30 protein-coding genes and 1 tRNA gene are annotated in these 23,988 nt (G+C 37.1%); 21 read left to right on the top strand and 10 right to left on the bottom strand.

All coding sequences use genetic code 11. The annotated features are described in order from the left end of the window. Positions 1–2 precede the first annotated feature (2 nt). From mnmG to PERMA_RS03920, 3 genes are read left to right on the top strand one after another with little or no spacing between them, the layout of a single operon-like run. Positions 3–1,874, top strand: a complete 1,872-nt coding sequence (gene mnmG, locus PERMA_RS03930) for a tRNA uridine-5-carboxymethylaminomethyl(34) synthesis enzyme MnmG (RefSeq protein WP_012675243.1) — start codon at positions 3–5, stop codon at positions 1,872–1,874. Then, entirely contained in the window at positions 1,874–2,380 is a 507-nt protein-coding gene (locus PERMA_RS10975; RefSeq protein WP_012676930.1) for a JDVT-CTERM system glutamic-type intramembrane protease, read from the top strand. The genes mnmG and PERMA_RS10975 overlap by 1 nt, the downstream gene beginning before the upstream one ends. Before the next feature lie 30 nt (positions 2,381–2,410). Then, positions 2,411–2,980: a DedA family protein gene (locus PERMA_RS03920; RefSeq protein WP_012676966.1), complete on the top strand. Its 570-nt coding sequence runs from the start codon at positions 2,411–2,413 to the stop codon at positions 2,978–2,980. Here PERMA_RS03920 and PERMA_RS03915 read toward each other — a convergent pair. Both PERMA_RS03915 and PERMA_RS03910 read right to left on the bottom strand, forming a co-directional pair. Beyond that, positions 2,966–3,400 carry a universal stress protein gene (locus PERMA_RS03915; RefSeq protein WP_012675571.1) on the bottom strand — a complete coding sequence of 145 codons (435 nt, stop codon included), beginning with the start codon at positions 3,398–3,400 and terminating at the stop codon, positions 2,966–2,968. The genes PERMA_RS03920 and PERMA_RS03915 overlap by 15 nt on opposite strands. A gap of 10 nt (positions 3,401–3,410) precedes the next feature. After that, complete coding sequence (locus PERMA_RS03910) at positions 3,411–4,274, bottom strand: class I tRNA ligase family protein (RefSeq protein WP_012676078.1); 864 nt, start codon at positions 4,272–4,274, stop codon at positions 3,411–3,413. Between the two features lie 176 nt (positions 4,275–4,450). On the opposite strand from PERMA_RS03910, the gene PERMA_RS10955 reads away from it, so the two are divergent. Beyond that, positions 4,451–4,663, top strand: a complete 213-nt coding sequence (locus tag PERMA_RS10955) for a HigA family addiction module antitoxin (RefSeq protein ID WP_202944149.1) — start codon at positions 4,451–4,453, stop codon at positions 4,661–4,663. 12 nt (positions 4,664–4,675) lie between these two features. On the opposite strand, the gene PERMA_RS03905 is transcribed toward PERMA_RS10955, so the two are convergent. Together PERMA_RS03905 and leuS are read right to left on the bottom strand one after the other, a co-directional pair. Beyond that, on the bottom strand, positions 4,676–5,800 hold the full coding sequence (locus tag PERMA_RS03905; RefSeq protein ID WP_012675378.1) for an AAA family ATPase: 1,125 nt from the start codon (positions 5,798–5,800) through the stop codon (positions 4,676–4,678). A gap of 69 nt (positions 5,801–5,869) precedes the next feature. Beyond that, on the bottom strand, positions 5,870–7,696 hold the full coding sequence (leuS, locus tag PERMA_RS03900) for a leucine--tRNA ligase (RefSeq protein ID WP_012676450.1): 1,827 nt from the start codon (positions 7,694–7,696) through the stop codon (positions 5,870–5,872). 106 nt (positions 7,697–7,802) lie between these two features. On the opposite strand from leuS, the gene PERMA_RS03895 reads away from it, so the two are divergent. From PERMA_RS03895 to PERMA_RS03875, 5 genes are all read left to right on the top strand, one after another. Next, positions 7,803–8,612: a hypothetical protein gene (locus PERMA_RS03895; protein ID WP_015898986.1), complete on the top strand. Its 810-nt coding sequence runs from the start codon at positions 7,803–7,805 to the stop codon at positions 8,610–8,612. Continuing rightward, entirely contained in the window at positions 8,612–9,445 is an 834-nt protein-coding gene (gene rsmI, locus PERMA_RS03890; RefSeq protein WP_012676209.1) for a 16S rRNA (cytidine(1402)-2'-O)-methyltransferase, read from the top strand. The genes PERMA_RS03895 and rsmI overlap by 1 nt, the downstream gene beginning before the upstream one ends. A gap of 141 nt (positions 9,446–9,586) precedes the next feature. After that, positions 9,587–10,552: a GTP 3',8-cyclase MoaA gene (gene moaA, locus PERMA_RS03885; protein WP_012676019.1), complete on the top strand. Its 966-nt coding sequence runs from the start codon at positions 9,587–9,589 to the stop codon at positions 10,550–10,552. Between the two features lie 65 nt (positions 10,553–10,617). Then, entirely contained in the window at positions 10,618–11,376 is a 759-nt protein-coding gene (locus tag PERMA_RS03880) for a glycosyltransferase family 2 protein (RefSeq protein ID WP_012676717.1), read from the top strand. Position 11,377: 1 nt separating this feature from the next. Next, positions 11,378–12,268, top strand: a complete 891-nt coding sequence (locus tag PERMA_RS03875) for a glycosyltransferase family 2 protein (RefSeq protein WP_012675255.1) — start codon at positions 11,378–11,380, stop codon at positions 12,266–12,268. 160 nt (positions 12,269–12,428) lie between these two features. On the opposite strand, the gene PERMA_RS03870 is transcribed toward PERMA_RS03875, so the two are convergent. Beyond that, positions 12,429–13,040 carry an O-methyltransferase gene (locus tag PERMA_RS03870; protein WP_012676529.1) on the bottom strand — a complete coding sequence of 204 codons (612 nt, stop codon included), beginning with the start codon at positions 13,038–13,040 and terminating at the stop codon, positions 12,429–12,431. A 73-nt stretch (positions 13,041–13,113) separates the two neighbouring features. On the opposite strand from PERMA_RS03870, the gene uvrB reads away from it, so the two are divergent. Together uvrB and PERMA_RS10755 are read left to right on the top strand one after the other, a co-directional pair. Beyond that, positions 13,114–15,102, top strand: a complete 1,989-nt coding sequence (uvrB, locus tag PERMA_RS03865) for an excinuclease ABC subunit UvrB (RefSeq protein ID WP_012676913.1) — start codon at positions 13,114–13,116, stop codon at positions 15,100–15,102. Positions 15,103–15,159: 57 nt separating this feature from the next. Next, on the top strand, positions 15,160–15,315 hold the full coding sequence (locus tag PERMA_RS10755) for a hypothetical protein (RefSeq protein WP_015899016.1): 156 nt from the start codon (positions 15,160–15,162) through the stop codon (positions 15,313–15,315). Here PERMA_RS10755 and PERMA_RS03860 read toward each other — a convergent pair. Then, positions 15,312–15,491, bottom strand: coding sequence for a hypothetical protein (locus PERMA_RS03860; RefSeq protein ID WP_012676587.1), 180 nt, complete (start codon positions 15,489–15,491; stop codon positions 15,312–15,314). The two genes, PERMA_RS10755 and PERMA_RS03860, sit on opposite strands and share 4 nt — an antisense overlap. Before the next feature lie 107 nt (positions 15,492–15,598). Between PERMA_RS03860 and PERMA_RS03855 the strand changes: the two genes are divergently transcribed. From PERMA_RS03855 to PERMA_RS10485, 6 genes are read left to right on the top strand one after another with little or no spacing between them, the layout of a single operon-like run. Continuing rightward, positions 15,599–16,456 (top strand): prohibitin family protein, encoded by an 858-nt coding sequence (locus PERMA_RS03855; protein WP_012675765.1) that lies wholly within the window; start codon positions 15,599–15,601, stop codon positions 16,454–16,456. 9 nt (positions 16,457–16,465) lie between these two features. Then, positions 16,466–16,852: an OsmC family protein gene (locus tag PERMA_RS03850; protein ID WP_012676322.1), complete on the top strand. Its 387-nt coding sequence runs from the start codon at positions 16,466–16,468 to the stop codon at positions 16,850–16,852. A gap of 13 nt (positions 16,853–16,865) precedes the next feature. Beyond that, complete coding sequence (locus PERMA_RS03845) at positions 16,866–17,105, top strand: hypothetical protein (RefSeq protein ID WP_012675952.1); 240 nt, start codon at positions 16,866–16,868, stop codon at positions 17,103–17,105. 10 nt (positions 17,106–17,115) lie between these two features. After that, complete coding sequence (locus PERMA_RS03840) at positions 17,116–17,400, top strand: hypothetical protein (protein ID WP_012676521.1); 285 nt, start codon at positions 17,116–17,118, stop codon at positions 17,398–17,400. Positions 17,401–17,409: 9 nt separating this feature from the next. Further along, positions 17,410–17,703 carry a hypothetical protein gene (locus tag PERMA_RS03835; RefSeq protein ID WP_012676722.1) on the top strand — a complete coding sequence of 98 codons (294 nt, stop codon included), beginning with the start codon at positions 17,410–17,412 and terminating at the stop codon, positions 17,701–17,703. Next, positions 17,700–18,611, top strand: coding sequence for a YihY/virulence factor BrkB family protein (locus tag PERMA_RS10485; protein WP_012676719.1), 912 nt, complete (start codon positions 17,700–17,702; stop codon positions 18,609–18,611). Before PERMA_RS03835 ends, PERMA_RS10485 begins: the two co-directional genes overlap by 4 nt. Here PERMA_RS10485 and PERMA_RS03825 read toward each other — a convergent pair. Both PERMA_RS03825 and PERMA_RS03820 read right to left on the bottom strand, forming a co-directional pair. Continuing rightward, entirely contained in the window at positions 18,608–19,336 is a 729-nt protein-coding gene (locus tag PERMA_RS03825; protein ID WP_049756063.1) for an SDR family NAD(P)-dependent oxidoreductase, read from the bottom strand. The genes PERMA_RS10485 and PERMA_RS03825 overlap by 4 nt on opposite strands. Further along, positions 19,302–19,868: an AAA family ATPase gene (locus PERMA_RS03820; RefSeq protein ID WP_012676671.1), complete on the bottom strand. Its 567-nt coding sequence runs from the start codon at positions 19,866–19,868 to the stop codon at positions 19,302–19,304. The genes PERMA_RS03825 and PERMA_RS03820 overlap by 35 nt, the downstream gene beginning before the upstream one ends. A gap of 74 nt (positions 19,869–19,942) precedes the next feature. On the opposite strand from PERMA_RS03820, the gene dapC reads away from it, so the two are divergent. Next, positions 19,943–21,118, top strand: coding sequence for a succinyldiaminopimelate transaminase (gene dapC / locus PERMA_RS03815; RefSeq protein WP_012675382.1), 1,176 nt, complete (start codon positions 19,943–19,945; stop codon positions 21,116–21,118). A 2-nt stretch (positions 21,119–21,120) separates the two neighbouring features. Here the strand turns inward: dapC and PERMA_RS03810 are convergent. After that, a tRNA-Ile gene (locus tag PERMA_RS03810) sits at positions 21,121–21,196 on the bottom strand. Positions 21,197–21,357: 161 nt separating this feature from the next. Here PERMA_RS03810 and rpmF point away from each other — a divergent pair. The 3 genes from rpmF to PERMA_RS03795 are packed head-to-tail and all read left to right on the top strand — an operon-like array spanning position 21,358 to position 23,504. Continuing rightward, the gene (gene rpmF, locus PERMA_RS03805; protein WP_012676188.1) at positions 21,358–21,540 is read left to right on the top strand and encodes a 50S ribosomal protein L32; all 183 of its coding nucleotides are present in this window, start codon (positions 21,358–21,360) and stop codon (positions 21,538–21,540) included. Continuing rightward, complete coding sequence (plsX, locus tag PERMA_RS03800) at positions 21,541–22,557, top strand: phosphate acyltransferase PlsX (protein WP_012676062.1); 1,017 nt, start codon at positions 21,541–21,543, stop codon at positions 22,555–22,557. Between the two features lie 5 nt (positions 22,558–22,562). Beyond that, positions 22,563–23,504 (top strand): beta-ketoacyl-ACP synthase III, encoded by a 942-nt coding sequence (locus PERMA_RS03795; protein WP_012675934.1) that lies wholly within the window; start codon positions 22,563–22,565, stop codon positions 23,502–23,504. Here the strand turns inward: PERMA_RS03795 and PERMA_RS03790 are convergent. Then, complete coding sequence (locus PERMA_RS03790) at positions 23,501–23,980, bottom strand: bifunctional nuclease family protein (RefSeq protein ID WP_012676971.1); 480 nt, start codon at positions 23,978–23,980, stop codon at positions 23,501–23,503. The two genes, PERMA_RS03795 and PERMA_RS03790, sit on opposite strands and share 4 nt — an antisense overlap. Positions 23,981–23,988 lie beyond the last annotated feature (8 nt).

The raw sequence follows: 23,988 nt of genomic DNA, 5'->3' as shown, positions 1-23,988 counted from the left end.
TTATGGTATATGACCTTGAGTATGATGTTGTTGTTATAGGTGGTGGTCATGCTGGTATTGAGGCTGCCCTTGCCTCTGCAAAGCTCGGGGTGAAGACTGCCCTTATCACATTAGATAAAGAAAAAGTAGGTCTTATGCCTTGTAATCCAGCTATAGGTGGTATTGCAAAAGGTATTGTTGTAAGGGAGATTGATGCTTTCGGCGGTGAGATGGGAAAGGCGATTGATGCTACAGGTATCCAGTTTAAAACCTTAAACACAAGAAAAGGTCCAGCTGTAAGATCACCGAGGGCACAGGCTGACAAGGAAGAGTACAGAAAGTATATGGTTAATAAGGTTCTAAACACAGAGAATCTCACAGTTATTGAAGGTGAGGCTACAGATATTTATCTGAAAGAGAGCAGTTACGAAGTTGAAGGTGTTGAGGTAGATAGAAGATTAAAGATCAGAGCCAAGTCTGTTGTTGTTACAACAGGAACATTCCTCGATGGTGTTATTCATATAGGAGATAAAAGGATACCTGCAGGAAGAATGGACGAAAAACCATCAACAAAACTCCCTGATTTTTACAGAAAGCTTGGATTTCCCCTCCAGAGGTTCAAAACAGGAACACCTGCGAGACTTGATAAAAGAACGATTGATTTTTCAGGTCTTGAGGAAGCTCCAGGAGATGAACCTGCACCAAAGTTCTCATTCTGGACCGATCCAGAGCACTCATACTGGTTCAGAAAAAACCAGAAAGAGCAGATACCTTGCTACATAACATATACAACTCCAGAAACACACAGAATAATAAGGGAGAATTTACACAGAACAGCACTTTATGGCGGAGCTATAAAAGGTATAGGTCCCCGTTACTGTCCTTCAATAGAAGACAAGATAGTAAAGTTTGAGAACAAAGAGAGACATACAGTATGGCTTGAGCCTGAAACAAAGAACGGCATAAGTATATATCCAAACGGCCTTTCAACATCTCTACCTGAAGAAGTCCAGTGGGAGATGTACAGATCAATCCCGGGACTTGAGAATGTTGTATTACTAAAGCCTGCATACGCAATTGAGTATGATATAGTCCCACCAACTGAACTTTACCCAACACTTGAGACAAAGAGAGTAAAAGGTCTGTACCACGCAGGAAACTTTAATGGAACAACAGGATATGAAGAAGCAGCGGGACAGGGTCTTGTCGCAGGTATAAATGCTGCACTGAGGGCACTTGGTAAAGAACCGTTTTATATAAGAAGAGACGAGGCTTATATAGGTGTTATGATTGATGATCTCACAACAAAAGGTGTTATAGAGCCTTACAGACTTTTTACATCAAGATCAGAGTACAGACTTCATCTCAGACAGGACAATCCTGTTTTAAGACTTTACAGAAAGGCTTACAATCTCGGTATGCTGAGCTACGAGCAGTTTAAAGCTGTAGAAGAGATAGAGAAAGAGATAGGCAGATGGCTTGATATTTACAGAAATGAGAGAAGGAAGATAGTATCAAAAGGCGAGACAAGATCCGTTTCAGCTTATGATCTTTTAAAAAGACCTGATATAGATGTTAATAAACTTAAAGAGTACGGCTTTGAAACACCTGAGAGTGATTATGTGGCTGAAGAGATAGATATCAATGTTAAGTACTCAGGATACTTTGAAAGGGAAAGAAAGATGAATGAAAAGATGAGATATCTGGAGAACATAAAGATACCTGAAGATATAGACTACTCACAGATAGCCGGACTTACAAAAGAGGTAGTCCAGAAATTGACAGCTGCAAAACCTCTAACCCTCGGTCATGCTGCAAGACTTGAAGGGATAACTCCAGCGGCTATAACAGCTATAATGATACATCTCCAGAAGTTAAAAAGGTTGAAAGCCTGATGTATTCAGCTTTTACGCTTTATATACTGCTGGTATTACTGCTATCACTTACATATTTTAACAGCCTATTTTTCTATGCCTCCTTCTTTGTTCTTATCTCCCCTCTTATCTTTAAGGATCTAAAAGAGTTAGGCTTAAAAAACTACAGATCCGGAATATTGTATGGGTCGTTGTTGTCTTCTGTATATCTCCCTTTTATATGGAATAGTATCTCAATACAAAATTTCTATCAGTCAGGACAGGTTTTTGCAGAGGAGATATTTTTTAGAGGTTATCTTTTATCCACAGTACCGGTAAAGAATATTCATCTCCGGAATATCACAGTCTCCGTCCTTTTTTCCTTACCTCACGTTATCATAAATCCAGATATACTGAGTGTTCTCACCTTCTTCCCCTCTCTGATATTTGGATATCTTTATATCAGATCTGGTTCGGTTATAGCTCCATTTATATTTCATCTTTTTTCAAACATTTTCTTTCAACAGTACCTTATTCATAAGTTATAATATCTTTGTTTATTTTACAGAGGGAGAATTTTGATAGAGAGTTTAGAGAATTTTCTTCAGCATTACGGGTATATAGCAGTTTTTATAGGAACTTTCCTTGAAGGTGAGATATTTCTCCTTATAGTTGGCTTTTTTATAAAACTTAAGATGCTCAACCCTTTTGTATCCCTTGTATCTGCAATGTCAGGAGCATTTCTCCACGAGATAATATACTTTCTCCTCGGTAGATGGAAGGGAAGGGAGTTTTTACTTGGAAATGTTTACACAAGAAAAAAATACAGGAAGGCAAAACAGCTTGTTGATAAATACGGAATACTGTCAATATTCATTATCAGATTTCTTTACGGGATGAGAGTAGTCCCTATGGTTCTTATGGGTGCAACAGGATTTGGTATGTTTAAGTTTATATTTTTTAATCTTATATCCCTTTTCTTCTGGGCTGTTATATACCTTTCCATAGGCTTTTTCTTTGGAAAAGCTGCAGAACATATATTTGGCGAAGTAAAAGAGTACTACTTTATGGCTGTAGGTGTACTTTTTGTCCTTATAACTCTATTCCTTATATACCCAAAAATTAAAGAAAAGCTACTTAACAACTAATACAGACTGGTTTGCATACTTAACAAGATTACCAGCTGTTGTTCCAAGTATCAGCCTTTTAAATCCACCTGCTCCTCTATGACCAACAACTATAAGATCACATCCGTTAGCATCAGCATAACTCATAAGCTCTTCAGCGGGCTCACCTTCAAGAACCTTTGTTTTTGCCTCAATGCCCGATTCTTTCGCTATCTCAAGAGCCTCTTTTAAAAATCTCTCCTCTTTTGATATCTCCTCTTTCTCATAAGCCTCTATCTCTTCAGGAAGTATAAAATCAACAGCAGCAAACTGGAAAGGTCTGACAACACCTACTATATGTAGATCGCTTTTCATTATTTTTGAGAGTTCTACAGCCTTTTTTAAAGCCTTCTTACTTGGATCAGATCCATCATAACCTACAAGGATATTTTTATAACTCATCTCCTACCTCTTAACCTTTAACTACTATGTTAAGTATTTTACCCTTTATAAATATAACTTTAACTATCTCCTTACCTTCTGTCCATTTTTTAACACTTTCATTCTCAAAAGCTATATTTTTGACCGTCTCCTCATCAGCATCTGCAGGGACGGTAATTCTTGCCCTCACCTTTCCGTTTATCTGGACAGGTATCTCTTTTGTTTTTTCAACAAGAGCCTCCTCATCAGGTTCAGGGAAAGGCTGCTGTATTGTGTATCCTTCTTTTCCTATAGTTCTCCACAGCTGGTCTGCTATGAAAGGGGTAAATGGGGAAAGCATAAGTATAAGATTTTCAACAGCTTCCTTTAAAACTTTAAGATTACTTCCCTTATAGGATGTAAGCTCATTCATAAGCTCCATAATGGCAGCTATTGCTGTATTAAACTGGTACTCCCTTGTTATGTCTTCGTTTACCTTTTTTATTGTCTGGTGAAGTTTTCTTCTCAGTTTCTGGTCTTCATTAGGAAGGTTTTTAAAATCTTCCTTTGAGTATGAGACATCTTTTAGCTGGTCTGCCCTTTCAACAACAAAGTTCCAGACCCTTTTTAAAAATCTGTGTGCCCCTTCAATACCGCTGTCTATCCAGTCAAAGCTGTTCTGTGGTGGAGCTGCAAAAAGTATGTAAAGCCTGACAGTATCCGCCCCGTACTTTTCTATCATCTCATCAGGATCAACTGTGTTGTGTTTAGATTTTGACATCTTGTCAGATTTTCCGTATTTTTCCTCAAGCTGTTTCAAAACTTCCATATCAAGATCTAACTTTTCAAAAAGAAGTTTCGCGTTATCATTAAGTGTCAGATGGTTCTCTTCAAGAAACTCTTTCAGGGTTTTCATTCCCGCTCCTTGATTAAAGTTTTATAAAACTTATTATAACATCTGGAGGAGTATAGATATCATGGGAGGTCAGGAAAAGAGTTTTTCAACAGCGATATCTTACAAATGGGGATATCAGAAAGGTTTTCCAGTATAGAATTATATTTAGATTTGAAAATGGCTAAGCCTACGATGTTATTATTTTAGTAAAAGAGTTTAAGAAAGCTTTAAAAACAGATAAAAGAATAGAGGCTCTCTCTGTTATACAGCTTGAAAGAGAACCTACACATCCGGGGGAGATTCTTGAAGAGGAATTTATAAAACCTTTAGGACTTTCGCAGTCAAGACTTGCCAGAGAACTTGGAGTTAGTGTGAGAGCTATTAATGAAATAGTAAACAAAGATTCATAGCTAAAGCAGGATTTAAAAATTCTTTTTAATCCACAGTTCCATAATAGGGTCTATAATTTGATAAGTATTTCTTTCCTTAGTGATGATATCCTTTTTTTGAAGTTGTTCTATTGCTCTTTTAAGATGTGAAGCAGTGATCTCAAATTCAGAAAGAGTGTTTTTTGAATAAATATTTTTACCATTTGTGTAGGTTATTATTTTTAAAGCTTTCTTCTGAGTTGGCGGTAAATTTGACCACTCTTCCCAGAAAGAGTCCTCTTCCCTTTCCAGAACAAGATTTATTGCATAATCTAGATCTTCTTTTTTTACTTTTTCTTTAGAAACTTCCCACAGAACATAACATATATGCTGGATATAATATGGAAATCCTCGGCAGATACAAAAAACCTCTTTTATTATTTCTTCATCTATCTTTTTTCCTGTTTTTTCAAATTTATTCTGGATAAACGGTATCCACTCTTCAAGTGGAATTTCCTTTAATGGAAATTTTTTAACCGACTTATAAAAAGGTCTGCTTTTATTAGAAAAAATCTGGGTAAGGACACTCTTTTTACTTCCTGAAAATACATAAGAAACATTCCTGCCGTGGTTCTGGATAACTGTTCTGATCTCTTTTTCTAATCCTAAATTCTCAACTTCCTGAAATTCATCAAATATTACTGCGACATTTGCGTTGTTTTTGGTAGCGTATAAAAATGGAATTTCCAGTATCTCTTTTAAAACTGTTTTTTTCTCTTTTGAAGAAAAAGAAACAGAAAAGGTTACACTGCCGTCAGGTTTAAGGGTAGAGCTAACACTAAAGTTAAGGTTTGTCAGTTCCTTTAGAGTCTGAATAACCTTCTCTTTTCTGGAGAGCAGTGTTTTTATAGTTTCATCAAAGTACCGGTTTATAAAATCTTTCTCATCTACAACAGGAAACAGATCAAGTAAAATAACTTTTATTCCTTCATTTTCCAGCTGTTCTTTTAGCCTTAGAAGGAGTGATGATTTTCCAAATCTCCGTGGAGAATACAGAAGTATGTTGATGCCAGAAAAAATATCCCTCTTCAGCTCTTCAAGCTCCCTTTCCCTGTTGCAAAAATCTTCGTTACTAACAGTTCCACCAAAATAAAAAGGATTTCTTTCTTTATGTTCCATTATACAAATCCGTATTATACATCGTTGTATAATACATAAATGTATAATTAATTTTTCCGGTTACAAGTATTACTTACTCTTTAGTTCTTCCACCTTCAGTTTCAGTTCATCCAGCGTTATGTTTTCATCAACCCCAAGTATCTCAAGGAGTTTTTCTATCTTTATCCACTTTTTCAGAACCATTCCCTGTGTGAGAAGCTGGGAGAACGGCTCTTCAACATCAACAAGACCTATTTCCATTAAAAACTTCGTGAAAAACCTTGAGTAAAGCAGATGTAGTACAGCATGCTCTATCCCACCGATATACAGATCAACAGGCATCCAGTAGTCAGCCTTTTCTTTATCAAAAGGTAGTTCTTCATTGTGAGGATCACAGTATCTCAGGAAATACCATGAGCTGTCTATAAATGTGTCCATAGTATCAGTTTCTCTTCTCGCAGGCTTTCCACATCTTGGACAGGTTGTTTTAACAAACTCTTCAACCTGTTCAAGGGGATTTCCCATGCCTGTAAACTCAACATTCTCAGGAAGTAAAACAGGCAGATCTTCTTCAGGAACAGGAACAGTTCCACAGTCATTACAGTAAATTATAGGTATAGGCGTACCCCAGTATCTCTGTCTTGATATATTCCAGTCTCTGAGTCTGAAGTTTATTGTTTTTTCTCCAATACCTCTCTTTTCAATCTCCTCTGTTATCTTTTCCTTTGCCTCAGATGATTTAAGCCCATCAAAGCCATCAGAATTTATAAGAATCCCTTCCTCTTCAAATGCTTTCTCCTGGTAGTCCCACTCACCTTCCAAAGGCTTTATAACAGGCTTTATTGGAATTCCGTATTTTTTTGCAAACTCGTGATCCCTCTCATCGTGAGCTGGAACAGCCATAATCGCACCTGTCCCATATCCCCAGAGAATGTAGTTAGCAACCCATACAGGTATTTTCTCTCCTGTTAGAGGGTTTATCGCATACCTTCCTGTGAAAACCCCTTCTTTCTCCTCAACTATGCCTCTTTCCTTTGTTGACATTGTTAGATATTTCTGAACAAAAGCTTTAACATCCTCTTCCTGATCTGTTCCTTTTGAAAGCTCTAAAACAACAGGATGTTCGGGAGCTAAAGCCATAAAAGTAACACCAAAAACTGTATCAGGTCTCGTTGTGAAAACCTCAATATACTGTGAAGAGTTCTCCACAGGAAATCTTATCGTTGCACCAACAGACTTTCCTATCCAGTTTTTCTGCATTGTAAGGACAGCTTCAGGCCATTTCCCTTTTAGTGTCTCAAGATCATCAAGTAAAACCTCAGCATAATCTGTTATCCTTAAAAACCATGAAGGTATCTCTTTCTGAACAACAGGTGTATCACATCTCCAGCATCTTCCTTCAATAACCTGCTCATTTGCAAGAACAGTCATATCGTGTGGACACCAGTTAACTACAGCAGACTTTCTGTAAGCGATTCCCTTCTCGTACATCTTAAGGAATATCCACTGGTTCCATCTGTAATACTCAGGCGAGCAGGTTGTTACCTCTCTGTTCCAGTCGTATGAAAATCCAAGCCTTTTAAGCTCTTTTTTCATATAATCAATATTCTCATAAGTCCATTTTGCTGGGTGAACACCACTTTTTATTGCAGCATTTTCAGCAGGCATACCAAATGCATCCCATCCCATAGGGTGAAGTGTGTTTTTACCTTTCATCCTGAGGTATCTGTTAACAACATCACCTATAGCGTAATTCCTTACATGCCCCATATGTATTCTTCCTGAAGGGTAAGGGAACATCTCAAGAACGTAAAATTTATCCTTATCAGGTTTTTCCTCTGTTTTAAAAAGATCATTTTCTTCCCACTCTTTTAAAAGCTTCTCCTCTATCTCTTTGAAGTTGTACTCTCTGTTCAAATCTTTCCTCCACAAATATTTTCAGTTTAAGAATATTATAAAACATTAATCTGTATTCAATGGGAGATGATATAATTAGTTTTAAACTCATACAACTGGAGGGAAAATGCTTAAAAAAGTTATCCTCTTTATCCTATTTTTTGATCTCAGTTTTTCATTTGCAGACACATTATTTTTAAGCAGAACAGGACATTCAACATACATTCAGGAAGAGGAGTTTATGGTTGCTGACGGTGAGAATGTTATAGGACCTATCTTTTTAAAACCTATAGCAATAACTGACAGCATTCTTATAGAAGCTGATGGTATAGAGATAGAAGGCTACTTTCTTGAGAATGTAAGTAAAGACTGGAAAAAAAATCTTATAGGGAAGTTTGTATCTGTTGAAGGTGAAGGAAGGGTTATAAAAGGAACAGTTATAGATATCAATGATGAATATATAAAGATAAACACAAGAAAAGGTTTTGTAATAACAACTGTTCCAGATTTTCCATCAAGAATAAAATCACCACTTAAATGGAATGAGCTTTTCTCTCCCCAGATAACAGTTAAAGTAAAGTCTGAGCTTGCCCAGAGCCAGATATTCAGGGTAAAGTACCCTGTAGAAGGTCTAAACTGGGATGCGGAGTATATACTTGTTGAGAAGAGCAACGGTAAGTATCTGACAGGATTTATAAATATAAAAAATACAACACCTGTTGAGTTTAAAAATCTCAATGTGATACTCATTGATGGAAGATACAGAAAGGATATGGGAGAGATACATATAAACAGTTTCGGCGAGAAAAAGTTAAGATTTTTCTATAAAAAGATAACAGAAAAAGAGATACTTGATATCCCTGATGGAAAGGTGTCCGTATTTAAAGATGGAATATTTATAGGTTACAGATACATAAAAAACGGTACATTACATTAATGGGAACACTCTATATCGTTGCAACACCGATAGGTAACCTGAAAGATATCACTTACAGAGCTGTTGAGATATTAAAAAATGTAGATATCATAGCCTGTGAGGATACGAGGGTAACAAGAAAACTTCTCAGCCATTACGGGATAACAGGGAAAAAACTTGTTTCATACCATGAGCATATAGAGGAAAAGGCTTCTGATAAGATTATATCCCTTTTAAAAGAAGGAATGGATATCGCACTTGTCTCAGACGCCGGAACACCGTGTATCTCAGATCCTGGATACAGGGTTGTTAAAAAAGCATGGGAAAACAGTATAAATGTTGTTCCCATCCCCGGTCCTTTTGCTGGAGCAGCAGCATTATCAGCATCAGGACTTCCCTCAGACAGATTTATTTTTGTAGGATTTCTTCCTCAGAAGGAAAAGAAAAAAAAGGAAGAGATAGAGAGATTAAAACAGATAGGGTACACATTTATCCTTTATGAAAGCCCTCTGAGAGTTTTGAAAACATTAAAAATAATTGAGGAGATCATTCCTGACAGTGAGGTTGTTGTTGGGAAGGAGATAACGAAAATCCATGAAAGATTTATAAGAGGAAATATAAAGGATGTTTACCGGTATCTGGATCAGAATAAGGATATTATTAAGGGAGAGTTTGTGATCATCTGTAATCCTGTTCAAAGTGAGGAATTTAACGAGGATTATATAATTGAAATGGCGGAAGAGCTTTACAAAAAAGGTAAAAGGATAAAGGAGATATCAAAAATAATATCCGAGGAAACAGGATTTCCAAAAAACAGGATTTACAAACTTCTATTAAAAAAATTCAATACTTGATCAAAATCAATGTCATACTGAAAATCAATTAATATCTTTAATACCGATATTTCAAACTTGTCATATGGACAAAAATGATATAACCTTATGAATAAGGTTTAATAAGATTTATTAGAAAATGCTAATATCTGGAGGATAAAAATGAACATCTCATATTTAAGAGTCTCCGTTACAGACAAGTGCAACCTGAAATGTTTTTACTGCCGTCCGGATAACTCAGAGTTTGTTCCCCATGACGAGATACTGAGATATGAGGAGATAGCAAGACTCGTTAAGGCTATGACGAAGTACGGACTGAGGAAGGTGAGGATAACAGGCGGCGAGCCGTTAGTCAGACCCCAGCTTGAAGAGCTTGTAAAAATGTTAAAAGATATCCCCCAGATAAATGATATATCACTTACAACAAATGCTATAACACTGTCAAAACATGCTGAGAAACTGAGAAAGGCAGGTTTAGACAGACTTAATATATCAATTGACAGCCTAAAGCCTGAACTTTTCTACCAGATAACAAAGGGAAGACTTGAGGATGTTCTTGAAGGGATAAGGGTTTCAAAGGAGCTTGGATACGATCCTATAAAGGTAAATGCTGTTATAGTAAAAGGTTTAAATGAGGATGAAGCCCTTGATTTTGTTGAGTTTGGTAAAGAGTACGGTGTTGAGGTCAGATTTATTGAGATGATGCCTATAGGTGGTGAACAGATCCAGTGGTCGGAGGATAAGGTACAGCCTCTTAAAGAGATAAAGGATAAGATAGAAAAAAAGTACGGTAAACTCATACCTGCCATATCCGTTGGAAGCGGTGCAGCAAGGGTTTACAAAATACCAAAACTTGGAACAAAGATAGGTTTTATAACACCTATATCAAACCCATTCTGTGATGGCTGTTCAAAACTTAGACTTACAGCGGAAGGACATATCAAGCTGTGTCTCAGAACAGATGACGAACTGGACGCAAAAGAGGTTGTCAGATACGGAACTGATGAGGAGTTAGACAGATTTATAAAGAAGGTTCTCATTGAGAAAGATATATCAAACCAGAAGATAATGAGATCGGGGTATGCATTCTCAGACTGCAGAAGAATAATGACAAGCATAGGAGGGTAGTTTTTTAAGAGTCCTGTTTCGGTGTTATAATAGAAAAGTTTTAATAAAAAGCCGAAACAGGTTTGATGGAAAGATTACCCCTGACTGTAGCTCTAATTTCTTACAATGAGGAAGACCGTATTGAAGGTGTATTAAAGGCGGTCAAAGATATAGCCTCTGAGATTATCGTCCTTGATTCAGGATCAACAGACAGAACCGTTGAGATAGCTAAAGAATACGGAGCTAAGGTTTATATAGAAAACTGGAAAGGATACAGGGAGCAGAAAAACTCATTAATAAAAAAATGTTCACAGGAATGGATACTTTTTCTTGATTGTGATGAGATCCCATCCAAAGAGCTGAAAAGATCAATCATTCAGGCAGTAAGAAATCCCAAAGCTGATGGATACTTTATAAACAGAAAAACTGTCTATCTTGGGAAGATCTTAAATTACGCCTTTCAGCCTGACTGGAAGCTTAGGCTTGTAAAAAGATCATCTAACCCAAGATGGGAAGGTGGAAATGTACACGAGTATCTCGTCATTGACGGTAAAACATCAAAGATAAATGGAGATCTTTTACACTACTCATACAGGGATATTTATGATCATTTCTCAAAGGTTTTGAGATACTCAAAGATCTCAGCTGAGGATATGTACACAAAAGGTAAAAAGTTCAGACTCCGTAATATTATAATCAATCCTGTATCAGCTTTTATTAAAGAGTTTTTTATAAGAAAAGGTTTTTTAGATGGAATAAGAGGTTTTATCGTTGCATTAAGTACAACATTTTATACATTTTTGAAATATATATTTCTCTGGGAAAAAAATATCAGGGAGAGGTAGATTGGAAGGTCTTGTTAGCGTAGTTATCCCCGTTTACAACGGTGAGAGATTTATAAAAGATGCCGTAAATTCAGCTATAAACCAGACCTATTCAGACATTGAGATAGTTATTGTTGATGACGCATCTAAAGATAGAACAGAAGAGATTATATTTGGCAGCTTTAATGATCTGATAGGCAAAAAGATACATTACTACAGAAACGAGAAAAATATGGAGAGAGCTTACAGCAGAAATTTTGGAGTATCAAAAGCTAAAGGCTCTTTTATCTTCTTCCTTGATTACGACGATATCTGGGAGAAAGGGTATGTAAGTGAGAGTGTAAAGTATCTTCAGGAGTACGATATCGTCTATTCATTTCCAAGAACGTTTATTGATGAAAAAGGGAAGGTGATAAGAAGATCAACTAAAAAAATACCGAAAACTATAGAAGAGATCCTTTATTCATCAATGATAGGATACCCTACAGCTACAGCTTTAAGGAAAGAAAAATTCTCAGGTTACAAAGATAAATATATCCCAAGAGAAGACTGGGAGTTCTTCCTAAGATCTTTCAAAGAGGGTCTGAAGATAAAAATATTAGATAATGATAAGGTTTTTATGAGAGAACATGGAGGAAGAACAAGCAGAAATCCTGTTTTCTGGAGATCAACTTTAAAGGTTTATCAGGATTATATAAACCAGATACCTGATGAGTATCATCATCTTTTTTTATTCTCCATCGGCGAGGTCTGCCTCAGGTTTGGCGATTTAAAAACAGGCTGGAAGCTGATTATAGAATCTTTAAAGAAGGAGCCTTCACTCTTGGCTGATAAAAGAAGACTGTTATCCGTCTTAAAGAGAGGTTTCAGGATTGATAGGATTTTAAAAAAGGGAGGTAGCCCCTCCCAATAAGATGGGTTAGCAGCAGCAGGATCTACATTTTATATTCCTACTAGGCAATTAAAATGCCAATGATTTAGATCAAGAAAAGTTATTTATTAAGAACAAATTACAGATAAACAAGATTTCAAGCTGTTCCATTCAGGACAGAAAACTGTTCTATTTGGAACATTCATTTAACAGATAAAAGGAGACCATCACCGACAGGAATTATGATAGATCTGTATCTTTCAGACATATAACTGTTAAACTCCCTTAATCTTTCAGCTTTTCTGTCTGTTTCAGAAAGTATATTTCCGTGCCACAGAACATTGTCAGCTATAATTATCGCATCTTCAGAAAGGTTTTCTTCAAGGGTTTTAACAGCTTCCAGATATCTCAACTTCTCTAAATCAAGGAAAAGAATATCTATATCTTTATACTCTTTTGCTATCTCAACAGCATCTCCAACTCTGAACTCAGCCTTATCAGTAAGACCTCCTTTTTCAAAAAAGTATCTTGCCCTTTCTATATTCCTCTCCTGGTAATCTATAAGAACTACCTTTCCATTCTCTAAAGCCTTCGCAAAGTAATATGCGGAATATCCAAAGCCTGATCCAAGTTCAACAACAAGTTCAGGCTTTTTTATTTTTGTTATCAGATTGAGAAAACTTCCGGAGTATCTATCTATAATCGGAAAATCATTCTCCTTCCCAAACCTTTCCATTTCCTTTAATACTTCATCCTCAAGGCTGAAAAGATTGTAAATATAATCCAGGATCTCCTTACCAAAAATAGCTGACATCAGTCCTCCTCTTTGTAATATACAATCTTCAGTATATATTATTTTATCTACTACTCACTGAAAAGGGAGAAAGATGGGAAGAACGCCTTTCAAGATAGATATGCCATTTCCTCCAGCAGGAGATCAGCCAAAAGCCATAAATCAGCTTTATGAAAACCTAAAACAGGGAGTAAAAGAGCAGGTTCTATTGGGAGCCACTGGAACAGGAAAGACTTTCACTATCGGCAATGTTATTGAAAAATATGGAAAACCTACTTTAGTTTTGACCCATAACAAAACTCTCGCCGCACAGCTTTACAGAGAACTTAAAGAGCTTTTCCCAGATAATGCTGTTGAGTACTTTGTCTCATACTACGATTACTACCAGCCTGAGGCTTATGTTCCTGAAAAGGATCTTTATATTGAAAAGGACAGTTCAATAAATGATGCTATAGACAGACTGAGACACTCAGCAACAAAAAGTCTTATAGAGAGACCTGATACGATCGTTGTTGCCTCTGTATCATGTATATACGGTCTTGGAACACCAGAGTTTTACGAAAAATTAAGACTCCATCTTTTTGTTGGACAGCAGATTGAAAGGCAGGATCTTCTAAAAAGACTTGTTGAACTTCAGTACGTAAGGGATGATTTTTCGTTTAAAAGAGGAACATTCAGGGTAAAGGGAGACACTGTAGAGATACTCCCATCTCACTCAGAGGATATTATTCTAAGGGTTGAGTTTTTCGGTGATGAGATAGAGAGCATAACAGAGCTTGATATATTCAACAGGGATATAAAAAGAAAGCTGAACACTACAGTTGTATTTCCTGCAAGTCATTATGTTATACCGAGACCTGATATGATAGAGGCTATAAAACAGATAAAGGCTGATCTTGAGAGGGAGGTTGAGGAGTTCAGAAAGCAGGGGAAGGAGATTGAGGCAAACAGGCTGTGGCAGAGAACTAACTACGATATAGAGATGATGCTTGAACTTGGAACATGTAAAGGTATTGAGAACTACTCAAGATACTTTGATGGGAGAAAACCAGGAGAGCCGCCTTACACACTTATGGACTACTTTCCTGATGACTTTTTACTGATAGTTGATGAGTCTCACGTAACAATCCCACAGGTTAGAGCCATGTACAACGGAGATAGAAGAAGGAAGGACAACCTCGTTAAATACGGATGGAGGTTAAAATCAGCCTATGACAACAGACCTTTAAAATTTGAGGAGTTTGTTGAAAAGATACAGAGAGCTATATACGTATCTGCAACACCGGCAGAATGGGAGATAGAGAGATCAAAAGGTGTTATTGTGGAGCAGATAATAAGACCTACAGGACTTTTAGATCCTGAGGTGGTCGTAAAACCAACAGAAGGACAGATTGATGATCTTATATCAGAGATCTGGAATATAAAAGAGAGAAATGAGAGAGCCATAGTTATAACACTCACAAAAAAGATGGCTGAGAACCTTGCAGACTACCTTGAGGAAAGGGATATAAAGGCTATATACCTCCATTCAGAGATAGATACCATAGAAAGGGTAAAGATAATAAAAGAGCTTAGAGAAGGAAAGTACGATGTTATAGTTGGCGTTAATCTCCTCAGGGAAGGTATTGACATGCCTGAGGTTTCACTTGTTGCAGTTCTTGATGCAGATAAACAGGGATTTTTAAGATCGGCAACAGCTCTTATCCAGATCATAGGAAGAGCAGCAAGGAATGTAAACGGAAAGGCTATTCTTTATGCAGATACAATAACACCTGCTATGGAAAAGGCTATAAATGAGACGGAGAGAAGAAGGAAATTACAGAAGGAGTACAATGAAAGGTACGGTATTGAACCTAAAACTGTATCAAAAGAGGTAAAAGATCTTATATCACTTGAGGAGATAGGAATATATGAGATGTATGAAAACCTGCCTGAAGATATAGAAAGTGAAGAGGATCTTTTAAAACAGATAGAAAGCCTTGAAAAACAGATGTGGGAATATGCTGAAAAATGGGAGTTTGAGAAGGCTGCAGAGATAAGGGATAAAATTGAGAAACTACGATCCCTTATAGGAGCATTTTAAAGTTTTTATTTTTCTGCCGATAAATATATTAACAGAATATAAGGGAAGGTCAGTAAGATGTTTAACATAATTACAGATGAATCAAAGAAGATAGAGATGGTTTTCCTTTTCCTGATATTCCTTGTTGTATTTGGTATGTTTCTGATGGGGGAGTTAAGCAGTTCAGCTGAGGCTGTATCAGTTTCAGAGAGTATAGTGATAAACCTTCCTTAAACGTATATATCTATTCTCCCCTTCTTTATCTCAACAGAAACCTCAGCCTTTTTTTCTGAAGATTTAGGTTTTGTTATCTTTTTTGAAGGCCTTGGTCTCATCCACAATCTTTTAAGACTTTTCTCATCTGTAGGAGGCTTTATTTTTAATACCTCAGACAGGCTGTACCACGCCATAACAGATCTCCGGTATGATTTATATAATAAATATATTTCTATGAATATAGTATATCAATAATATTACAAGAATAAAATATGCTAAAATTTTTATATAGGAGATAGCCATGGATAAAATCCCACAGATGCCCCAGAAAGAGAAAGTCTCAAATTTTTTCAAGATATTTCCAGTGATCTTTGTGTTTTTGATACTCCTTTTCCTTTTAGCAAATCCTTTCGTTATCATACCCAGTGGATATGTTGGGGTAAAACTTACACTTGGTAAAGCAGATAAGGAAGAACTACATCCCGGCCTTAATATCGTTATACCGATAGTCCAGAAGGTTGTTAAGATGTCTGTAAGAACACACTCTTACGATCTTAGAGGTGCAAACTCCATAAACTCACTTTCCAAAGACGGTCTGACGATAAACACGGAGCTTACAGTTCTTTACAAGATCATGTCTGATAAGGCTGCTGAGATATACATTGAGTACGGTCTTGAGTATGAGGACAAGATAATAAAACCTGTTATAAGATCTGCTGTTAGGGATGTTATAGCAAAACTTGACAGTTCACAGGTTTATCAGGAGAGGGATGTCATACAGAAAAAGCTTATGGAAAAGGTATCAAAGGAGCTTGAGAAAAGATACATACTGTTAGATGAGATACTGATAAGGGATATAAAACTTCCAAAAAGGGTTGTTGAGGCTATTGAACAGAAGAGAAGAGCCTACGAAGAGGCTGAGAAGATGAAATTCCTCGTTGAGAAGGAGAAGCTTGAGGCTGAAAGAAAGAGGGTTGAGGCAAAAGGTATAGCTGATGCGAACAAGATAATAGCAGGATCTTTAACCAAGGAGTATCTCCAGTGGAAGTTCATAGAGAATATAAAATCTTACGCTGAAGGTGATAATAACACTGTCATTCTTATACCTTATGACACAGAGATGACACCTATAATTAATCTGCCAAATACAAGAAAATAGGAGGTTTAAATGGAAAAGAAGGCCGTTGTCAGACTTCAGGACAGCACTTTTACAGGTGAGATAAACGGAAAGAGTATAAATCTCACAGAGACAGGAATGAGAGCTGTTGATCTGATGCTAATCTCCATAGGTTACTGTTTCGGACTGACAGTTGAGGCTTATGTGAACCACAAAGGTTACAAAATAGAGGATCTCCAGATCACAGTAAAAGGAAAGAAACATGAAAAGGAAAACAGGTACGACAGTATAACGATTGAGGTATCTTTCAGATCAGACCTGACACCTGAACAGATAGAAAGAGTTTTAACTATAGGAAAAAGAGGATGTACTGTAAGCAACACAATGCTTAAAACACCAGATATAAAAACCGTATATCTGGAAAACGTAAATTCTTAGGGAGGTAAGAGTGATGGAAGCAAGCACATTTTTCTTAGGTATTATCGCCTTATGTATGGTTATTATCACTGTAGGGATGCTTGTTGTGTCTGTTGTTCTATTTGCAATACTTAAAACACTGTCCCAGATCCTTGTAAGGCTGAATGTTGACTACAAAACACTTTCTCCTAAAGTTCATAAGATTGTTGAGAATCTTGAGTATACAACATCAATCTTAGGTCTGTTATCATTTTTTAGAAGAAAAAAATCTTAGGGGAAAGGATATGAGGAAGAACATCATAATATTTTTAATAGGAACTGTTATGGGTTCAATAGCAACATACCTGACAATAAGAAACAAGAAAAAGATATACAAGAAGCTGAATGATATTGAAAAAAAGGTGGAAAGGTTAGATATTAAAAATAACGTAAGGGATATGATAGAGGATACCGTTGACAGTATAAAGTTCCTGACAAAGAAAGCTGAGAAAGCTGCCATTGACGAGAAGGAAGCTATAATACACAAGGTTGAAGAGAAGATAAAAAGATTAGAAAAACTCATAAAATAGGAGGGAGTTATGAAAAAAGGGACTATACTTATGGTTCTTGGAACAGCACTTGGAGCTGTAGGTGCTTATGTTGCAGCAAAAAGAAAGGAAGAGATACTCCAGAAACTTGACGAGATACAGGCTATGCTGAAAGAGGCAGAGCTGACAGATAAGGCTAAAAATCTCCTCTCAGAAGTTGTTGATAAACTCACAACACTTGTAAAAAGGGAGGAAGAGCTTTCAGAGGAAGAGAAGAGAAAAGCGTTAGGTGAGGTTGAGGAGAAGATAAAAAAATTAGAAGAGGTAGTTAAGTCTGAAACTTGAGATATCTTCACAGGATAAATCCTTACAGATTCTTTAAGATCAGAAAAGGAAAGCCCTTTTTAAAAAATTTTTTCAGCAGTTTCTACAGGGCTTTCCTTGATTACTTTAAGGTAGGTTTTGGATACCACAGCGCTGCCATATCATACTTTACACTGATGTCGTTCTTCCCTTTACTTGTTGTTCTAACAGTTCTGATATCATTCCTCGCTGATATAAACATACAGATTATTCTTGAGGTATTACAGAGATTTTTTCCTTCTGTAACTCAGGAGTTTCTTGATCTTCTTGTTACATTATCATCAAAAAGAGCCTTTTTCGGTATAATCGGGACTGTTATAGCCTTCTATTTTGCGACAGGTATATTTACATCACTTCATGAAGCTCTCGTATATGTTTTTGACGGAAGAGAGGTAAGTATAAAAAAAACAGCCTTTGTTTATATATTTGGTATCCCTGTTTTTACAGTTGCACTCATAATAATTTACATAATAGGTCTTGTGATATCATCAGTTCTTGAGACTGTAAAAAGTTTTGCCCTATGGAAGTATCTTGAAGAGATCTTTGATGTTGTCCACCTTAAGTTTTTACTTGATACAGCAACAAATATAACAAATGTGGTCCACTATATCACATTTTTCATAATAATATTCCTTATATACAGGTATCTTACACCGCTTATAAAGGTAAATATGAGAAATGTTCTCTGGTCAACTATCTTTATATCGCTTATACTTTTTCTTCTAAAGACAGGTTTTAACAGCTATATAATATTAGCCTCAAAAACAAACCCTATATACGGAACATTAAGCGGTATATTCGCATTTTTAGCATGGCTTTATATGAGCTTTGGTGCGATTCTTATAGGTGCAAGAATGCTTTACTACCTTGAGAAGATAGAAGACAGTTAACCCCATTTCTTTAAACTTATCCTGTCAAATGTATCAGGAAAGATCTTTGCCAAAATAATAAGATATCTGTACCAGTGAGGATACCAGATCTCTCTTTTCTTTTTCAGATATGCTTTATACGTAACCTCTGCAAATCTTTCAGGAGATCCACCGTAAGGGGTTTCAGGTGGTTTTTTACTTCCCATAGCCCTTTTAGAGAAACCTGTTTTTATCCTTCCAACTATCAGATTTAAAACGTGTATACCATAAGGTTTCAATTCAGCCCTTAAGCTGTCTGAAAAGGCATTTATCGCATACTTTGAGGAGCAGTAAGCTCCCATATAAGGCATATAAAGCTTTCCTGCCACAGATGAAACGTTTATTACAGTCCCCTTAGTCTCCTTTAGATAAGGAACTGCCTTTTTTGTAAGGTCTATAACAGAGAAAAGATTTAGATCAAAAAGTTTTCTTATATCATCCATATCTGAGCCTTCCCATCTCTCGTAAAGACCTATACCTGCGTTATTTATAAGAATGTCTATTCTCCCAAATCTTTCTGCTGTCTGGCGGATAACTTTATCCCTTTCAGTCTGGTCTGTGATGTCTGCCTTTATAAAAAGATCAATATCTGTATCAGGCTGTGATCTTGAGACACCTGAGATATAAAATCCTTCAGATCTGAACTTCTCTGCGAGGGATTTTCCCAGACCTTTAGAAACACCTGTTATCAGAGCGACCTTTTTCATCAATCTTTCCGTTTATCTTTTTAGTTATTATAATATCAAATTCAGAGAAGTCAGGCTTTTCAACCGCTGAGTACTGGTTTAAGATCACTGAAGGTTTTAATCTTTTATCCCTGTCTTTATTGAACTGTCTCTTGATACACTCCTTAAGATCAGGCTTGAAATAGACAGCTATTTTCAGACAGTCGTCACACAGTAAAAGAAACTTTCTCCTTGCCTTTTTAGTCAGATTTGTGTTGTCAATATAGAATAATCTCCTGTCAGAATCTAAGAGCTGTTTTTTGGCTAATGGAAGAATCTTTATCTTATTGTCCGTTATATATCTGAAAACCTCAGAGTATTTTATATCCTCTTTTTCAGGAAAATTCTTTCTGTATATATCAACCCTTATCTTATCAAAGGAAATATACTCTATATCAAAATCTTCCTTCAGATCTTTAAAAAGAGTGGTCTTACCACTTCCAGATATGCCAACAGGCATTATTATTATCTTCCTGTCTTCATTTGCTTTTAAGATATCTTTCAGAACTTTCATACCGGGAAGAATTTATGATTTTAAAAAGATTTTTCAATATAATAGATTTCCCATAACAATCTAAGGAGTTAAGGATGAACAGAACGATAAGAAGTCTGAAACCCTATCCTATGGAAGAGTTAAACAGAATTAAAGCTGAACTAAAAGATAAAGGGATAAAGATATACGATTTTGGTACAGGAGACCCTAAGGAGCCTACAGACCCTAAAATCAGGCAGGCTCTTATTGATGCAGTTCCTGAAGTCAGCCAGTATCCTTCAGTTGCAGGAAGAAAGGAGTTGAGAGAGGCTGTCTCAAGATGGTTTTTAAACAGATTTGGTGTTAAGCTTGATCCTGACAGCCAGATAATACCTTCAAACGGATCAAAAGAGGCTATATTCCACTTTCCACTCGTTTTTATTGATACAGATATCCCTGAAAAAAATAAGGTGATCTTTGGAACTCCTGCATATCCTGTTTATGAGAGGGGAACACTTTATGCAGGTGGAGTTCCAGTCCCTGTCCCTCTTAGGGAAGAGGACGGTTTTTTACTCAGACTTGATAAGCTTGATAAGTCATTACTTGAGGAAACAAAGATAGTCTGGATAAACTATCCCCACAACCCGACAGGTGCTACAGCTCCAAGAAGCTATTTTGAGGAAGTTTACGGTATATGCAGGGATTACGGGATAATTCTATGCTCTGATGAGTGTTACACGGAGATATACTACGGGGAAAAGCCCCTTTCTGCACTTCAGACAGGTATTGAAGGTGTTGTTGTTTTTCACTCACTATCAAAGAGAAGCGGTCTGACAGGATACAGAACAGGATTTATAGCCGGAGATCCCAATCTTATAAAAGAGTACAGAAAAGGAAGAGCCTCATTTGGCGTTGCAACACCTGATTTTATCCAGAAGGCAGCGGAAGTTGCATGGTCTGATGAAGAGCATGTAGAGGAAAGAAGAAAGATATTTAATGAGAAGAGAAAGATATTCATTGAGTTCTTTGACCGTATAGGGCTTAAGTATCTATACCCTGAGGCAACATTTTATTTCTGGATAAAAGCTCCAGATGGGATGACAGGTGAGGAGTACGCAAAACATCTTTTAAAGTATGGGATAGTTGTATCACCTGGTGTCAACTTCTGCTCTGGCATAGAGATACTTGAGAACAGATGCAGTTCAGAGTATTTCAGGATAGCCCTTGTTCCAACTGTTGAGGAATGTAGGGAAGCTGTTTCTGTATGGGAGAAAGCCCACAGAGAACTTTAGTATGGTGGGCCCGGGAGGACTCGAACCTCCGACCGGACGGTTATGAGCCGTCTGCTCTGCCAACTGAGCTACGAGCCCAAAGCGGATTAATAATATATAACGTTGGTGATAAAATGTCAATATATTTTTATCCTGTATAACTACCTGATGAACTTAAACTTTAAAAAAGTACTCATTTTTGGTATAATTCTTTTTTCGTAATTCTGACTTTTGCAAGATAAGAAGGAGGTATTTAAAATATGGCAGCACCTAAAAGAAAAAAATCAAAAGCAAAAACAGCAATGAGAAAAGCTCAATGGATGAGAAAATTAACTGTACCTGGATTATCTTTATGCCCTGAATGTGGACAGCCAAAAACTCCTCACAGAGTATGTCCACACTGCGGATACTACAAAGATAAAGAGGTAGTAGAGGTCGTATAATTGTATATAGCTTTAGATGCTATGGGGGGTGATTACGCCCCTCAGAGTAACGTTGAAGGGGCTGTTTTATTTGCCAGAGAGTTCAATATAGGCGTTTACCTTGTAGGTAATAAGGATCTTTTAGAGAAGGAACTTAAGAAGTATGACACAAAGGATCTCCCTGTAGAGATCGTCCACGCAGAAGAAGTTATAGATATGGATGAACCCCCTTCTATCGCAGTCAGAAAAAAAAGAAAATCATCAATGCATATAGCTGCTAAACTGGTCAGAGAAGGGAAAGCAAGCGGTTTTGTCTCTGCAGGTAACACCGGGGCAGCTATGGCAATATCAAAGTTCGTTGTTGGAGCTGCTGAAGGTATAGAAAGACCGGGAATAGCTGTTGCATTCCCAACAAAAAAAGAAAAACCAACAGTTCTCATAGATGTTGGGGCTAACGTTGACTGCCGTCCAAGACATCTTATCTATTTTGCTGTAATGGGGCATACCTACGCCAAGGAGATACTGAGAGTAAGTGACAATCCCAAGGTTGGAATTCTAAGTATAGGTGAAGAGGAAGGTAAAGGTAACGATCTTGTTAAGGATACATATCCTCTATTAAAGATGACAAAACTGAACTTTATAGGAAACGCTGAAGGAAGGGATATATTTACAGGTGATTTTGATGTTATTGTGTGTGATGGATTTGTTGGTAATATCGTTTTAAAAACAAGTGAGAGCCTCGGCAGTATAATAGTTGAGATGATAAAAAATGAGGTAAAGAAAAGCCTCGTCTCAAAAATAGGGGCTGCACTTATGATACCTGCACTTAAAAGATTTAAAAGGAAGGCGGACTTTGCCGAGTACGGTGGAGCTCCACTTCTTGGAACAAAGGGAACATGTATAATAACACACGGAAGGGCTGACAGCAGAGCTATCAAAAACGCACTAAAAGCAGCTTCAGACTTTGAAAAGACACATTTCAACGACAGATTAAAAGAAAATATAGACAACCTTCTACCTGAAGAACTGAAAGGTTAGGATAGATGGGTGATATCAAGGCTGAGATAAAAGGTATAGGGATAAACATACCTGAAAGAATCCTTACAAATTTTGATCTTGAGAAGTTCTTAGACACATCTGATGAATGGATAACAACAAGAACAGGTATAAAAGAGAGAAGAATAGCTGAGGAGTGGGAAAAGGCAAGTGATATAGCCCTTCCAGCTGCTAAGGAAGCTATAGAAAATGCAGGTCTCACCCCAAAGGATATAGATGCTGTTATCGTTGCAACATCAACACCTGATATGACATTTCCATCAACCGCCTGTTTTCTTGCTGACAAGCTTGGATCCTCAAAACCTATGGCTTTTGATATATCAGCTGCCTGTAGTGGATTTATTTACGGTCTTACCCTGGCTAACTCCTTTATAAAATCAGGTCAGTTTGAAAACATCTTAGTTGTAGGAGCAGAGGTTTTCTCCCAGATAATAGACTGGAACGACAGATCAACAGCTGTTATCTTCGGTGATGGTGCAGGTGCTGTTGTTGTCTCAAAATCTGACGGTGAGAGTGATATCCTCTCAGCTGTTATGAAATCTGACGGGTCACACTGGGGATCTCTTTACTGTCCTGTAGGTGAGAAACTCAGAATGAGAGGAAGGGAGACATTTAAGCTTGCGATAAAATCTATGGAAACAGCATCAAAGAAAGCTCTTCAAAAGGCAGGTCTTACACTGGAAGATATAAAGCTTGTTATACCCCATCAGGCTAATATAAGAATAATAAATGCCCTTGCTGAAAGGATGGAACTTCCTGAGGAAAGGGTTTACAGCAATATTCACAGATACGGAAACACAAGTGCAGCATCAATACCCATAGCATTTTATGAGGCATGGAAAGAGGGAAAGATAGATAAAGGAGATCATATCCTCCTCACAGCATTTGGAGGAGGTCTAACCTGGGGTGCTATCGTTCTAAAATTTTAGACTGAAGGGTTTTTACCAAAATCCTCAGGTTTTATTGACTCAAGCCAGTCCTGTATCTCTTCCTCTTCCGTTTCAATCTCATTTTCTATCCTTGACTGTTTTAAAACAGCCTCTGAAACATAGATAGGTGCGTTGCATCTCAGAGCAATATTGATAGCATCACTTGGTCTTGAGTCTATAACTATCCTCTCTCCGTTAAGTATAAGTGATATCTCTGCGTAATAGGTGTTGGCTTTAAGATCATGTATATGAATGTACTCAACAGATGCTGAGAGAGAGTTTATCAGATTCTTTATAAGATCGTGTGTCATAGGTCTTGGTCTCTCCACCCCCTCAAGCTGCATCGCTATTGCGTTAGCCTCAAATATCCCTATCCAGATCGGGAGTATATCCTCACTTTCCTTACCTTTTAACACGACTATCGGCATATTCGTAACAGGATCAAGCGTAATCCCCTGAACACTCATCTCAATCATAACAGGCC

Origin of the sequence: Persephonella marina EX-H1, from assembly GCF_000021565.1 — a bacterium.
GTDB lineage: Bacteria > Aquificota > Aquificia > Aquificales > Hydrogenothermaceae > Persephonella > Persephonella marina.
This window is presented reverse-complemented; position numbering and strand designations above follow the sequence as displayed.

Bases quoted from the DNA above. Each gene is read 5' to 3' on its own strand.
- dapC (WP_012675382.1), top strand. From the start codon at position 19,943: ATGAACAGAACGATAAGAAGTCTGAAACCCTATCCTATGGAAGAGTTA.
- PERMA_RS03860 (WP_012676587.1), bottom strand. From the start codon at position 15,491: ATGGCGTGGTACAGCCTGTCTGAGGTATTAAAAATAAAGCCTCCTACA.
- PERMA_RS03850 (WP_012676322.1), top strand. From the start codon at position 16,466: ATGGAAAAGAAGGCCGTTGTCAGACTTCAGGACAGCACTTTTACAGGT.
- moaA (WP_012676019.1), top strand. From the start codon at position 9,587: ATGAACATCTCATATTTAAGAGTCTCCGTTACAGACAAGTGCAACCTG.
- uvrB (WP_012676913.1), top strand. From the start codon at position 13,114: ATGGGAAGAACGCCTTTCAAGATAGATATGCCATTTCCTCCAGCAGGA.
- PERMA_RS03825 (WP_049756063.1), bottom strand. From the start codon at position 19,336: ATGAAAAAGGTCGCTCTGATAACAGGTGTTTCTAAAGGTCTGGGAAAA.
- PERMA_RS10975 (WP_012676930.1), top strand. From the start codon at position 1,874: ATGTATTCAGCTTTTACGCTTTATATACTGCTGGTATTACTGCTATCA.
- PERMA_RS03795 (WP_012675934.1), top strand. From the start codon at position 22,563: ATGGGTGATATCAAGGCTGAGATAAAAGGTATAGGGATAAACATACCT.
- PERMA_RS03880 (WP_012676717.1), top strand. From the start codon at position 10,618: ATGGAAAGATTACCCCTGACTGTAGCTCTAATTTCTTACAATGAGGAA.
- PERMA_RS10755 (WP_015899016.1), top strand. From the start codon at position 15,160: ATGTTTAACATAATTACAGATGAATCAAAGAAGATAGAGATGGTTTTC.
- rsmI (WP_012676209.1), top strand. From the start codon at position 8,612: ATGGGAACACTCTATATCGTTGCAACACCGATAGGTAACCTGAAAGAT.
- PERMA_RS03910 (WP_012676078.1), bottom strand. From the start codon at position 4,274: ATGAAAACCCTGAAAGAGTTTCTTGAAGAGAACCATCTGACACTTAAT.
- PERMA_RS03820 (WP_012676671.1), bottom strand. From the start codon at position 19,868: ATGAAAGTTCTGAAAGATATCTTAAAAGCAAATGAAGACAGGAAGATA.
- PERMA_RS03835 (WP_012676722.1), top strand. From the start codon at position 17,410: ATGAAAAAAGGGACTATACTTATGGTTCTTGGAACAGCACTTGGAGCT.
- mnmG (WP_012675243.1), top strand. From the start codon at position 3: ATGGTATATGACCTTGAGTATGATGTTGTTGTTATAGGTGGTGGTCAT.
- rpmF (WP_012676188.1), top strand. From the start codon at position 21,358: ATGGCAGCACCTAAAAGAAAAAAATCAAAAGCAAAAACAGCAATGAGA.
- PERMA_RS03845 (WP_012675952.1), top strand. From the start codon at position 16,866: ATGGAAGCAAGCACATTTTTCTTAGGTATTATCGCCTTATGTATGGTT.
- PERMA_RS03895 (WP_015898986.1), top strand. From the start codon at position 7,803: ATGCTTAAAAAAGTTATCCTCTTTATCCTATTTTTTGATCTCAGTTTT.
- PERMA_RS03840 (WP_012676521.1), top strand. From the start codon at position 17,116: ATGAGGAAGAACATCATAATATTTTTAATAGGAACTGTTATGGGTTCA.
- PERMA_RS03905 (WP_012675378.1), bottom strand. From the start codon at position 5,800: ATGGAACATAAAGAAAGAAATCCTTTTTATTTTGGTGGAACTGTTAGT.
- PERMA_RS03790 (WP_012676971.1), bottom strand. From the start codon at position 23,980: ATGATTGAGATGAGTGTTCAGGGGATTACGCTTGATCCTGTTACGAAT.
- PERMA_RS03855 (WP_012675765.1), top strand. From the start codon at position 15,599: ATGGATAAAATCCCACAGATGCCCCAGAAAGAGAAAGTCTCAAATTTT.
- PERMA_RS03870 (WP_012676529.1), bottom strand. From the start codon at position 13,040: ATGTCAGCTATTTTTGGTAAGGAGATCCTGGATTATATTTACAATCTT.
- PERMA_RS03915 (WP_012675571.1), bottom strand. From the start codon at position 3,400: ATGAGTTATAAAAATATCCTTGTAGGTTATGATGGATCTGATCCAAGT.